Raw genomic sequence first — 12,220 nt, 5'->3', positions numbered from 1 at the left:
CGTGCCCCCGGACCGCACGTAGGCTGGAGGAGAGCAGGATGCGGCGGAGGTGCATCATGTCCGATCCCCGAGACGAGGCGGCGCGGTACCTCGGGCGCCGCCGGTCGCAGGGCGACGGTGCCGACGACGAGACGACCGTCTCCTCGACGCCTGGTGCGGCGGCGGCCGTGGATCGGGCGGCGTTCATCGAGAGCGCGATCCAGGTGGCGATCCGCCGCGGCGACTTCGACGACCTCCCCGGTGCCGGCAAGCCCATCGAGGGGCTCGGCACCCACCACGACCCTGACTGGTGGATCCGGCGCAAGATCGAGACCGAGAACCTCACCGGGCTCGGGCCGCCCGCGCTGCTGCTGCGCACGGAGGACCGCGAGCTCGACGGACAGCTCGACCTCCTCGGACGAGAGTCCGACGTGCGGGCGGTGCTCGAGGACTTCAACCGCCGCGTGATCGAGGCCAGGCGGCAGCTGCAGGGCGGCCCGCCCGTGGTCACGGCGCCGCGGGACGTGGAGGCCGAGGTCGCCGCGTGGCGCGAGCGCCGCTCCGCCCGCGGGGTCGCATCGTCGGCAGAGGCCGCCCCCGCGCGTCCGCGTCGCCGGCTGTTCGGGCGACGGCCGCGCTGATCCGTGTCGGGGCGTGTCCGCCCTCGACACCGTGGGGGACCCCCGTCATAGGCTGGAGCGCATGACCGACGCGCTTCCCGTGGGCCTCGCCCTCGACGAGTTCAGCCCCGACATCCGCCCGCAGGACGACCTGTACCGTCACGTGAACGGCGCCTGGATCTCCCGCACCGAGATCCCCGGCGACAAGGCGCGCTGGGGCTCCTTCCACCTGCTGGCCGAGCAGGCGGAGAAAGACGTCCGCACGATCATCGAGGAGTCGCAGGACGCCGAGGAGGGCACGCTCGCCCGCAAGATCGGCGACCTGTTCGCGAGCTTCATGGACACCGACCGCATCGCGGCCGCCGGGGTCGAGCCGCTCGCGGAGACCCTCGCCGAGATCGACGCGATCGCCGACATCCCCGGCTTCCTGCGCACCGTGGGGGCGTACGACCGTGACGGGCGCGCCGCGGTGATCGGCCTCTACGTCGACGGCGACCCGGGAGACCCGGAGCGCTACATCCCGGTGCTCGTGCAGGCCGGGCTGTCGCTGCCGGACGAGAGCTACTTCCGCCTCGACACCTTCGCCGACACGCGCGCCGCGTACCGCGCCCACCTCGAGCGCCTGCTGTCCCTGGCGGGCATCGCCGACGCCGCGGACCAGGCCGAACGCTCCATCGCCCTGGAGACCGAGCTCGCGGGCCACCACTGGGACAACGTGCGCAGCCGCGACGCGGTCGCCACCTACAACCTCAAGACCTGGGACGAGCTGCAGGAGCTCGCGGGCGTCGACCTCGCACCGTGGCGCGAGGCCGTCACGCCGTCGAACCCCTCCGCGTTCGACGAGGTGGTCGTGTCGCAGCCCAGCTTCTTCGAGGGGCTGGGTGCGCTGCTCACCGCCGAGCGCCTCGACGACTGGAAGGCCTGGCTGCGCGCCAAGGTCGTGCACGCCGCCGCGCCCTACCTGACCGACGACCTGGTGCTGGAGAACTTCTCGTTCTACGGCACCGAGCTCACCGGCGTCCCCACGATCCGGGAGCGCTGGAAGCGCGGCGTCTCGGTCACCGAGGGCGCGCTCGGCGAGGCGATCGGCAAGGTGTACGTCGAGCGGCACTACCCGCCGACGGCGAAGGCCGCGATGGACGAGCTCGTCGGCAACCTCATCGAGGCGTACCGGCAGAGCATCGAGACGCTGGAGTGGATGACGGCGGAGACCCGGCAGCGTGCGCTCGCCAAGCTCGACGCGTTCACGCCCAAGATCGGCCACCCCGAGGTGTGGCGCGACTACTCCAGCCTCGTGATCGACCGCGAGGATCTGCTCGGCAACGTGCGTCGCGCGGCGACCTTCGAGCACGACCGCAACATCGACAAGGTCGGCAGGCCCATCGACCGCACCGAGTGGCACATGCCGCCGCAGATGGTCAACGCGTACTACAACCCGTCGATGAACGAGATCGTCTTCCCCGCCGCGATCCTGCAGTATCCGTTCTTCGACGCGGGTCGCGACGCGGCGGCGAACTACGGCGGCATCGGCGCGGTCATCGGACACGAGATCGGTCACGGGTTCGACGACCAGGGCAGCCGCTACGACGGCGACGGACGTCTGCAGGACTGGTGGACCGACGCCGACCGCGCCGCGTTCGAGGAGCGCACCAAGGCGCTGATCGCCCAGTACGACGAGCTCGTCCCTGAGGGGCTGGACGCGGAGCATCACGTGAACGGCGCCCTCACGATCGGCGAGAACATCGGCGACCTCGGCGGTCTGGGCATCGCGCTCCAGGCGTACGAGCTGTCGCTGGGTGGGCAGGAGGCGCCGGTCATCGACGGCTACACGGGCGTGCAGCGGCTGCTGCTGTCGTGGGCGCAGGTCTGGCAGCAGAAGAGCCGGGAGGCGGAGACGCTGCGGCTGCTCACGATCGACCCGCACTCGCCCAACGAGTTCCGTTGCAACCAGATCGTGCGCAACATCGACGCGTTCTACGAGGCCTTCGACGTGACGCCGGACGATGCCCTGTGGCTGCCCGAGGCGTCGCGGGTGACCATCTGGTGACCATTCTCCTCAGGCTGTGAGGTGTCCCCCGGCGGTGGGGTTACGATAGCCCTGCCGCTGGGGAGCGACTCCCTTGGCATGCCGATCAGCCCCCTCCCGAAGGATCACGCGTGGCCGCACTCGAGCCTGGCGACGGGTTCCGGAACTCCCCGGTCCCCGAGTCGATGGGAGGCGCGTCCGCGTCATCGAGCGGGCGCCGTTCGCAGCAGCGCACGAGCCGTCGTCTGCCCCGTCGGGCCGCCCTCGGCCGCCGATCGTTCACGGCCACGCTCAAGGCTCTCGAGGGCCTGGCCGATGCGGGCGCCCAGGTGTCGGTGCACGTGGTCGACCTCGACTCGCACGTGCATGTCCTGGCGGGCGACGACCACGTCACCATGCCCGTCGGCGGCCTCGGGGTCGTCCCGCTGCTGATCGAGGTCGCGGCGGCGTTCGAGTCCGGAGCGCTCGACCCGCTCGAGATCGTGGAGCGCGCGAGCGTCGACGCGGTCGAGTCGTCCGGGTTGTGGCGGCACCTGCGGGCTCCCGCGCTGCCGCTGGAAGATCTGGCGGTGCTGGCCGCGACCGCGGGCGACCCCATCGCGGTCAACATCCTGTTGGAGAAGGTCGGGCACGACCGGGTGCGCGAGCGCATCGAGGGGCTCGGCCTGCGCCGCACCGCGCTGCTCGACCGGTTCCGCGACCGCCGTGGCCCCGACGACGCGCCGCAGGTGGCGGTGGGGTCGGCGCGCGAGTTCGCCGGGCTGTTCTCCGCGCTCGTCAACTCCCAGGTGGTCGACGCCGCGGTGAGCGCGCAGGTGGCCGAGTGGCTGAGCCTCAACCAGGACCTGAGTCTGGTGGCCTCCGCGACCGGGCTCGACCCGTTCGCGCACGACCACGACGCGCACGGGCTGCTGTTCGTGAACAAGACCGGCCGCGACCGCGGTGTCCGCGCCGAGGCGGGCGTGCTGGCGGGACCGCGCGCGGGCGTCGGCTACGCGCTCATCGTGTGCTTCGACGACCTGTCGATCACGCACCGCCTGCGTGCGCACGACGCGTTCCGCGTGCTGGGCGTCGAGCTCATGGAGTACACCCACTGAGGCGACCGGCAGGGCAGCTCTCGACGAACCAGCCACTCATGTCCTCCGAAAGGTGGACAGACATGTGACGCATGACGTGTAACACTCTACAGGTCCACTGCGCTCACCCTTCGTCCAAACTCGATGCGGGTACGCCCGAAGAGTTCAAGGAGATCAGCATGCGCTCAACGGATTTCGGGGTCCCGGGATCGAGCGGGAAGGTCGACCAATGAGGCGGGGTTTGCAGATGTTCCTCGGCGCTGCCGTCGTACTTTGCACGGCACTCGCGACGGTGTCGCCCGCCAGCGCGCGAGAAGACGTGGCGGCGACGCCGAAAACGAGCGGTAGCGTCGCAGGTGCCCCTCCCGCAGGAGCGGTGGGCGGGGACGCATCGATCAATGCGCTTGTATCGCGGATCAATCAACTCGTGGCCGCCTACGACCACGACGCGCACCGGTTTGATCTCGCTGCAGTGCCGAGCGAGGTCTTGAACAGCGACGAAGGGCAGGCGTTCCTCGCGGTTGTGTCTCTGGGAGAGGCTGGCGCAAGCCCCGCCGAACTGAGTGAGGCATTTGCAGAGTTGCGCGACGGACTCCGAGAAACGAACGCACCCTCGTCGGTGGAGATCGATCGCAATGGCGTCGTCTCCACCTATGAGCTCGCGCCCGGGATGACCATCGTCTTTCCGACGGCTCTGGCCGCGGGAAGTGCGGTCCGCGGCCTCATGAGGGCGGCGGTGGTTGGCGGTGCTGACCCCTGGCCGTACATTCAGCTCACGAATGCCGAGCAACAGGCAATGGTGACCGGCGCATCTGGTGCGTTGGTCGCAGCGATCTGTGCGCTGCTCGCGCCGACCACCGCCGGTGTCGGTTGCGGCGTCGGTGCCGCTGTGATCGCAATGATCGTGGGAATCATCGTCGCCAATGGGGTATGCCCGTACAACCGACAGATGAGGATCTATCCGCTGGTCGGGCCGACTGGATTCAGTTGCCAGCGATGAAACGGAGACGAATGAGGCCGGCGCTGTTCGCGACACTTGTCATCGCACCGATCGTCGTCCTTCAGGGATTCTTCGTTGCGGTAGGGCTCTGGGCTGCATCGATCGAGTTGCTGTCCGTGCTCGCAATCGATGCCGGATTCTGGGTTGTGACCTACGTCCTCTGGTCTCAATCGGGTCGCATTCGCCATTGATCCGGCCCGCCCGCAGCGCACAGACTGGAGAGGCTCGCGCACGACGCGTTCCGCGTGCTGGGCGTCGAGCTCATGGAGTACACCCACTGACGCGTCGCGCCGAGGGCGTCACTCGGGCAGCGACGGATGCTGCTCGGCGGCGCGGCGCCGCGGGATGAACAGCGACAGCACGACCGCGAGCACCCCGGCCGCGATCGCGAGCCAGAAGCACACCTCGAACGCGCTGCGCGTAGGGACGGCCACCCCGTCGACGTCGATGCTCATGGCGGCGAGGACGCCGCCCATCACGGCCGAGGCGGTCGAGGTGCCCACCGAGCGGAACAGCGCGTTGAGCCCGTTCGAGGCGCCGGTCTCGTTCGCCGGCACCGAGCGCATGATGATCATCGGCATCGCGGCGAACGTGAAGCCGATGCCGATGCCGATGAAGATGTTCGCGACGAACACGTGCCACACGGCCGTGGACCACAGCAGCACGAACACGTAGGCGAGCACGATCGCGATCGCGCCCACGGTGAACAGGGGGCGCGGTCCGACGGTGCGCTCCAGCCAGCCGGACAGCGGGGAGATCACCATCATCACCAGGCCGGCCGGCATGATCACGAGCGAGGCCGCGACCATGTCGAGCCCGAAGCCGCCGCCGACCACCGGCATCTCCAGCATCTGCGGGAACGTGACGTTCGACGCGAACAGGGCGAAGCCCATCCCGATCGCGGCGATGTTGGTGAACAGCACGGCGGGCCGCGCGGCCACGCGCAGGTCGAGCAGCGGATCCCTCGTCCTGAGCTGGTACCAGCCCCACACCAGCAGCACGGCGACGCCGCCGATCACGCACGCGAGGGTCACGGGCGACGTCCAGCCCCACTCGGCGCCGCGCGACACGAAGAGCAGCAGCCCGGTGAGGCCGATCGCGAGGCCGACGGCGCCGAGCACGTCGAGCCGACCGGGGGAGCGGAGCACGTCTTCCGGCACGACCGCGAGCACGAGCGCGAGTCCGGCGACGCCGAGCGCTGCGGCGAGCCAGAAGAGCATGTGCCAGTCAGCATTCTCGGCGAGCAGGGCAGCCACGGGCATGCCGATCGCGCCGCCCACGCCCATGGTCGCGCTCATGAGGGCGACCGCGGTGCCCAGGCGCTCGGGCGGGAGCACGTCGCGCATGATCGCGATGCCCAGCGGCACCACGCCCGTCACGGCACCCTGCAGGGCGCGGCCGATGATCACGCCGACGATCGAGCCGGACACGGCGGCGATCACGGAGCCGAGGATCAGGATCGCGAGCAGCACGATGACCACGCGGCGCTTGCCGTACATGTCGCCGAGGCGGCCCGAGATCGGGGTGGCGACGGCGGCGACGAGCAGCGTGATCGTGACGACCCACGTGGTGTCTTCGCGCGAGGCGTTCAGCAGCTGCGGCAGCTCGGCCTGCAGCGGCACGACGAGCGTGAACATGAACGACGAACACAGGCCCGCGAAGGCCAGCACCGCGATGATCGCCCACCGGGGCGGGGTGCGGGAGAGGCGCTTCCTGGCTCTGTCGTCGCTCGCACCCACCGGCCCAGGCTATCGGCCCGTGCGCGGTGCGGGGCCGTTCGGCCGTGGCTAGCATGTGGTCATGGTCACGAGCAGCGTCGCTCCGGACGATCCCGCCGCCCACCGCGGCATCTCCCGGCGTACCCAGTCCGACATCTATCGCGCCGGGATCAGCGGCACCCGACCGGCCGTCCCGGTCGCCCCGGCCGCGCTGGAGGAGGCGGCGCGGAAGACGCTGAGCGCCGAGGCCTTCGCGTACATCGCCGGGGGTGCGGGAGCGGAGCACACGGTGACGGCGAACCGGGCGGCGTTCGATCGATGGCAGGTCTGGCCGCGGCCGCTGCGCGACGTCAGCGAACGCGACCTCGGCGTCGAGTTCCTCGGGACACGACGGACGAGCCCGCTGATCCTCGCGCCGCTCGGGGTCATGGAGCTCGCGCACCCCGACGCCGACCGCGCGGTCGCCCGCGCCGCCGCCTCCCTCGGCGTCCCGTACACGCTGTCGAACCAGGCGTCGCTCCCGATGGAGCACGTGGCCGCCGCCGCGCCATCCGGATCACGCCTGTTCCAGCTGTACTGGTCGTCGTCGGACGACCTGAACCGTTCCCTGCTCGCCCGCGCCGCGGCGTCCGGCTGCGAGGCGATCGTCGTCACGCTCGACACGCACCTGCTGGGGTGGCGCACGCGGGACCTCGACCTCGCCTACCTGCCGTTCACCCGCGGCCTGGGCATCGCGCAGTACACCAGCGATCCCGTGTTCCGCGAGCTCGTGCGACAGCGGGCGGCCGCCCCGAAGAGCGACGCCTCCGCGGTGAAGGTCACCCCGACAGCAGTCGCCGCCGCGCTCAGCATCGCCAGGAAGGGCGCGGCCCTCACCGAGGGCGGACGCCTGCGCGACAACCTGCGCTCGCCGTTGCCGCGGGCGGCCGTCGAGACGTTCCTCGACGTGTTCTCCACCCCCGCGCTCACGTGGGACGACCTCGCGAAGGCGCGCGAGTGGACCACGCTGCCGATCATCCTCAAGGGCATCGTGCACCCGGACGATGCGCAGCGCGCGCTGGACGCGGGCGTGGACGGCATCTGGATCTCCAACCACGGCGGACGCCAGATCGACCGGTCCGTGCCCACCCTCGACGTGCTGCCGACGATCGCGGAGCAGGTGGCCGGGCGGGTGCCGATCGTGTTCGACTCCGGGGTGCGCGGCGGCGCCGATGTCGCGATCGCCCTCGCGCTCGGCGCCACGGTGGTCGCGCTCGGCCGGCCCTACGCGTACGGCCTCGGCATCGCGGGCGAGCAGGGGGTGCGCGAGGTGGTGCGGAACGTGCTCGCCGAGCTCGACATCACCCTCGGCCTCGCCGGGCTGACCGCGGTCGCGCAGCTCGACCGCGACGCCCTGCGCGCCGTGTGACCGGGTGGGCCGCGCCGTGGTTGCATGAACGGATGAGCGACGACGCCCCACCCACGCAGCACCCGGCCGATTCCCCGTTCCACCGCCGACTGCCGATCGGAGAGGTGCTCGACGCCTCGGCGCTCGCCGACGGTCTGCCGTGGGCCTTCGAGACGGTGACGATGCGACCGCTCGAGCCGATGCTGGTGCCGGAGGAGCCGAGGGCGGGGGAGCTCGACCCGCGCGAGTGCGGGCACTGCGGTCCGAGCCCGCACACGATCTGGCACGACGACCTCTGGCAGGTGCGCGCCGGCTGGGACGTCGGCGGCCTGCCGTTCATCGGCGGCGTCGCCCCGCGCGAGCACTGGCTGCTCGAGGACGCCCCGCATGACGTTCTCGCGGCGCTGGGCCCGCTGCTGCAGCGGGTGTCGCAGGCGGTGAAGAGCGTCCCCGGGGTCGCCCGCTGTCACTTCGGACGCTGGAACGATGGTTCCGCGCACTTCCACATGTGGGCGATGGGGCGCCCCGCCGGCATGATGCAGGGGCGCGGCGCGGTGCTCGCGTTCTGGGACGAGATCCTGCCCCCGCTGCCGCCCGAGATGGCGTCGGAGCACCTCCGCATCGTCGCCGATGCGCTCGCCGCGGGCGGGGGAGAGGCGTTCCCGCACCGCTGAGGCCCGCCCGGGTTTCCGCGAACCCGCCGTGGAGGGGCAGACTGGAGCCGTGCGTACCATCCGTGACCTCGACACCGTTGAACTCATCCTCGACGCGCAGGGCCTGCTCGACTCCATCCGGGGTCCGCAGCGCGTGGTCGATGCCGGCACCCTCCGCGCCCTGCAGCAGTCGGGCAACTACGTCGTCGGGTTCTTCGACGGCGAGGGCGATGAGGAGCGCATGGTGGGCGCGTCCATCGCGTTCTTCGGCGAACCGGCCCGCCGGGCGATGCACTCGCACATCACGGCGCTGCTGCCGGAGTACCGGGGCCGCGGCTGGGGTCGCGAGCTGAAGGAGCACCAGCGGCAGTGGGCGTTCTCGCGCGACGTCGGCCGCATCACGTGGGTGTTCGACCCGCTCGTGGCCCGCAACGCGCACTTCTTCTTCTCGGTGCTCGGGGCCCGCGCCACCGGCTACTCCGTGAACCGCTACGGCATCTTCGGCGGCGGTGACGCGGGCGATGAGAGCGACCGGCTCGATGTCGAGTGGGCGCTGGCCGACATCGCCAAGCCCCCGGCCGATGGTGATGTCGTGGAGACCCTGGAGATCCCGGACGACATCGAGGCGATGCGGGTCTCCGACCCGGCGGCCGCGCACGAGTGGCGGCTGCGGCTGCGCGCGCAGATGGAGGGTCTGCTCGGCAGCGGGCTGCGGATCGCCGGTTTCGAGTCGGGGCGCGGCTACCTGTTCACCGCCTGAGCCCCTCGCCGGGTGACGGCGCGGCTCAGCGCACGCCGCGCATGAGGCGCAGCACCGGCTTCACGCTCAGCAGCATCCCGACGCCGACGAGGATCGCGATCCCGCCGAGGATCGAGAAGAACGGCACCTCGTTCTCGGGGTCGTAGAACTGCACGAGCCACCCGGCGATCGCCGTGCCCAGCGCCACCGACAGGAAGAACAGCGCCACCATCTGCGTGTGGAACACCGCGGGGGCGAGCTTGGTCGAGGCGGAGAGCCCGACGGGGGACAGCAGCAGCTCGGCGACCGTGAACACGAAGAGGATGCCGACGATCGCCAGCAGCGGCGTGGAGTTCTCGCCGCCCCCGGAGAACGGCAGGAACAGCAGGAACGCCGCGCCCATGATGATGGCGGCGAGCCCGAACTTCACCGGCGTCGACGGCTGCCGGGTGCCGAGCTTGGTCCAGATCGCGGCGAAGACGCCCGACAGGATGATGATGAACACCGGGTTGATGGACTGCACCCACGACACCGGCATCTCCCACCCGAACAGGTTCCGGTCCAGGCGCTTGTCGGAGTAGACGGTCAGCACGGTGAACTGCTGCTGGTACAACGACCAGAACGCCACGCTGGTGAGGAACAGCGGGACGAAGCTCCAGACGCGCGAGCGCTCGGTGGCGTCGATGCGGTGGCTGGACAGGATGACCGCGAAGTAGGCGATCGCCGCGACGATCGTGCCGATGATCACGATGAGTGCGAGGTTGTCGGCGTGGATCAGCCCGGTGAGCACGCACACGGCGATGACGAGCACGGCGCCGCCCGCGATGATCCCCACCAGCGGGTAGCGCGAGCGGGGCAGCGGGTTGGGCACCTCGCGCGCCGTGTCCGGGAGCCCGCGCCGTCCGAACGCGTACTGCACGAGGCCGAGCGTCATCCCGAGCGCGGCGAGTCCGAAGCCCCAGTGGAACCCGAGCGTGGACTGGAGCAGACCGGTGAGGATCGGCCCGAGGAAGGCGCCGAGGTTGATGCCCAGATAGAACAGCGAGAACCCGGCGTCGCGGCGCACGTCGTCCGGGGCGTAGAGGGTGCCGACGACCGCGGTCGCGTTGGCCTTGAGGCCGCCGGAGCCGAGCGCCACGAGCACGAGTCCGACCCCGACGCCCACGAAGCCCGGCAGCAGGGCGAGCGCGAGGTGCCCGGCGACGATCACCATCGCGCTCACGAACAGCACGCGCTCCGAGCCGAACAGCCGGTCGGCGAGCCAGGCGCCGAGGATCGTCGCGAGGTAGACCGAGCCGCCGTACGCGCCGAGGATCCCGCCGGCCGTGGCCTCGGGCAGACCGAGACCGCCCTGCGTGACCGAGTGGTAGAGGTAGATGAGCAGGATGCCCTGCATGCCATAGAAGCTGAAGCGCTCCCACATCTCGACGCCGAAGACGTGCACGAGGGGCCAGGGCTGCCCGAAGAAGCGGGTGTCCTCGTCGCGGGAAGCGGGCTGTCGCTCGGTGGTGCTCATGCGTGGGACGGTACTCTCCGGCGGCGACCGCGGCCAGGGGGCGCGCTGCGACCACCGATAGAATGGGGATGCCCGTGCTCACGGGCGTTCTCCGCATCCGACCATTGGAGCCACCGTGGCCGAACAGTCCCGTCTTGACAAGGTCATCGCCCTCGCCCGCCACCGCGGGTTCGTGTTCCAGGCGGGTGAGATCTACGGCGGTTCCCGGTCGGCCTGGGACTACGGACCCCTCGGCACCGAGCTCAAGGAGAACATCCGTCGCCAGTGGTGGCAGACGTTCGTGCGCGGCCGTGGCGACATGGTCGGCCTCGACTCCAGCATCATCCTGCCCAAGCGCGTGTGGGAGGCGTCGGGTCACGTCGCCACCTTCACCGACCCGCTGGTGGAGTGCCTGCAGTGCCACAAGCGCTTCCGCGCCGACAACCTGATCGAGGACTTCGAGGCGCGCAAGGGCCGCAAGGCCGAGAACGGTCTCGCCGACATCCCGTGCCCGAACTGCGGCACCAAGGGCCAGTACACCGAGCCCAAGGCGTTCTCCGGTCTGGTGAAGACGTACCTCGGCGTGGTCGATGACGAGTCCGGCCTGTACTACCTGCGTCCCGAGACCGCGCAGGGCATCTTCGTCAACTTCTCCAACGTGCTCACCGCGAGCCGCAAGAAGCCGCCGTTCGGCATCGGCCAGGTCGGCAAGGCGTTCCGCAACGAGATCACCCCCGGCAACTTCATCTTCCGTACGCGCGAGTTCGAGCAGATGGAGATCGAGTTCTTCACGCCGCCCGCCGAGGCCCCGCAGTGGTTCGACCACTGGGTCGAGGCGTGCTGGAACTGGTTCATCGACCTCGGCATCGACCCGGAGAACATGCGGCAGTTCGACGTGCCCGAGGAGGACCGCGCGCACTACTCCGCCGGCACGATCGACGTGGAGTACCGCTTCGGTTTCGCGGGCAAGGAGTGGGGCGAGCTCATGGGCGTCGCCAACCGCACCGACTACGACCTCTCCAGTCACAGCGAGGCGTCCGGCCAGAGCCTGACCTACTTCGACCAGGCGACGGGCGAGCGCTACACGCCGTACGTGATCGAGCCGTCGTTCGGCCTCACGCGAGCCATGATGGCGTTCCTCGTCGACGCGTATGTGGAGGAGCAGGTGCCCAACGCCAAGGGCGGCACCGACACCCGCACGGTGCTCAAGCTCGACCCGCGTCTGGCTCCCGTCAAGGCCGCGGTGCTGCCGCTCAGCCGCAACGAGAACCTGTCGCCGCTCGCGCGCGAGGTTGCCGACACCCTGCGCGGCTCGTGGGCCGTGGACTTCGACGACGCCGGCGCGATCGGTCGCCGCTACCGTCGTCAGGACGAGATCGGCACCCCGTTCTGCGTGACGGTCGACTTCGACTCGCTCGACGACCGGGCTGTCACGGTGCGCGACCGCGACACGATGGCGCAGGAGCGGGTGCCGATCGACGGCCTGCACGCGTACCTCGCGGAGCGCCTGCGCGGGGCCTGAGCTCC

General features: G+C 70.5%; 10 protein-coding genes. 8 read left to right on the top strand and 2 right to left on the bottom strand.

What is annotated here, in order from left to right; translation table 11 throughout:
• The first annotated feature begins 56 nt into the window (after nucleotides 1–56).
• From ACFWCH_RS03405 to ACFWCH_RS03390, 4 genes are all read left to right on the top strand, one after another.
• A complete protein-coding gene (locus ACFWCH_RS03405) occupies nucleotides 57–620 on the top strand; it encodes a DUF1992 domain-containing protein (protein WP_378802905.1) in 564 nt (187 codons plus the stop codon).
• Between the two features lie 61 nt (nucleotides 621–681).
• Nucleotides 682–2,646 carry a M13 family metallopeptidase gene (locus tag ACFWCH_RS03400; RefSeq protein ID WP_136045958.1) on the top strand — a complete coding sequence of 655 codons (1,965 nt, stop codon included), beginning with the start codon at nucleotides 682–684 and terminating at the stop codon, nucleotides 2,644–2,646.
• Between the two features lie 110 nt (nucleotides 2,647–2,756).
• Nucleotides 2,757–3,722 (top strand): serine hydrolase, encoded by a 966-nt coding sequence (locus ACFWCH_RS03395; RefSeq protein ID WP_136045959.1) that lies wholly within the window; start codon nucleotides 2,757–2,759, stop codon nucleotides 3,720–3,722.
• A gap of 220 nt (nucleotides 3,723–3,942) precedes the next feature.
• Complete coding sequence (locus tag ACFWCH_RS03390) at nucleotides 3,943–4,701, top strand: hypothetical protein (RefSeq protein ID WP_247637878.1); 759 nt, start codon at nucleotides 3,943–3,945, stop codon at nucleotides 4,699–4,701.
• A gap of 299 nt (nucleotides 4,702–5,000) precedes the next feature.
• Here ACFWCH_RS03390 and ACFWCH_RS03385 read toward each other — a convergent pair whose 3' ends face one another.
• Nucleotides 5,001–6,440: an MFS transporter gene (locus ACFWCH_RS03385; protein WP_136030769.1), complete on the bottom strand. Its 1,440-nt coding sequence runs from the start codon at nucleotides 6,438–6,440 to the stop codon at nucleotides 5,001–5,003.
• Between the two features lie 61 nt (nucleotides 6,441–6,501).
• Here ACFWCH_RS03385 and ACFWCH_RS03380 point away from each other — a divergent pair, with 61 nt between their 5' ends.
• From ACFWCH_RS03380 to ACFWCH_RS03370, 3 genes are read left to right on the top strand one after another with little or no spacing between them, the layout of a single operon-like run.
• Nucleotides 6,502–7,827 (top strand): alpha-hydroxy-acid oxidizing protein, encoded by a 1,326-nt coding sequence (locus tag ACFWCH_RS03380; protein WP_378802904.1) that lies wholly within the window; start codon nucleotides 6,502–6,504, stop codon nucleotides 7,825–7,827.
• 32 nt (nucleotides 7,828–7,859) lie between these two features.
• Nucleotides 7,860–8,480, top strand: coding sequence for a hypothetical protein (locus ACFWCH_RS03375; RefSeq protein ID WP_378802903.1), 621 nt, complete (start codon nucleotides 7,860–7,862; stop codon nucleotides 8,478–8,480).
• A 49-nt stretch (nucleotides 8,481–8,529) separates the two neighbouring features.
• Complete coding sequence (locus ACFWCH_RS03370; protein WP_136030761.1) at nucleotides 8,530–9,219, top strand: GNAT family N-acetyltransferase; 690 nt, start codon at nucleotides 8,530–8,532, stop codon at nucleotides 9,217–9,219.
• Between the two features lie 25 nt (nucleotides 9,220–9,244).
• Here the strand turns inward: ACFWCH_RS03370 and ACFWCH_RS03365 are convergent, their stop codons facing one another.
• Nucleotides 9,245–10,714: a peptide MFS transporter gene (locus tag ACFWCH_RS03365; RefSeq protein WP_206252480.1), complete on the bottom strand. Its 1,470-nt coding sequence runs from the start codon at nucleotides 10,712–10,714 to the stop codon at nucleotides 9,245–9,247.
• Nucleotides 10,715–10,829: 115 nt separating this feature from the next.
• Between ACFWCH_RS03365 and ACFWCH_RS03360 the strand changes: the two genes are divergently transcribed.
• On the top strand, nucleotides 10,830–12,215 hold the full coding sequence (locus ACFWCH_RS03360) for a glycine--tRNA ligase (protein WP_136030756.1): 1,386 nt from the start codon (nucleotides 10,830–10,832) through the stop codon (nucleotides 12,213–12,215).
• The last annotated feature ends 5 nt before the right edge of the window (nucleotides 12,216–12,220 follow it).

It is taken from the genome of Microbacterium sp. NPDC060132 (assembly GCF_042729675.1).
Taxonomy (GTDB): domain Bacteria; phylum Actinomycetota; class Actinomycetes; order Actinomycetales; family Microbacteriaceae; genus Microbacterium; species Microbacterium sufflavum.
Note: the sequence above shows the minus strand (reverse complement) of the source record. Positions and strands in the feature narration are given on the sequence as shown.

What these genes read in the sequence shown, in the direction of transcription:
- ACFWCH_RS03380 (WP_378802904.1), top strand. Translation starts at nt 6,502, where the DNA reads ATGGTCACGAGCAGCGTCGCTCCGGACGATCCCGCCGCCCACCGCGGC.
- ACFWCH_RS03365 (WP_206252480.1), bottom strand. Translation starts at nt 10,714, where the DNA reads ATGAGCACCACCGAGCGACAGCCCGCTTCCCGCGACGAGGACACCCGC.
- ACFWCH_RS03375 (WP_378802903.1), top strand. Translation starts at nt 7,860, where the DNA reads ATGAGCGACGACGCCCCACCCACGCAGCACCCGGCCGATTCCCCGTTC.
- ACFWCH_RS03405 (WP_378802905.1), top strand. Translation starts at nt 57, where the DNA reads ATGTCCGATCCCCGAGACGAGGCGGCGCGGTACCTCGGGCGCCGCCGG.
- ACFWCH_RS03400 (WP_136045958.1), top strand. Translation starts at nt 682, where the DNA reads ATGACCGACGCGCTTCCCGTGGGCCTCGCCCTCGACGAGTTCAGCCCC.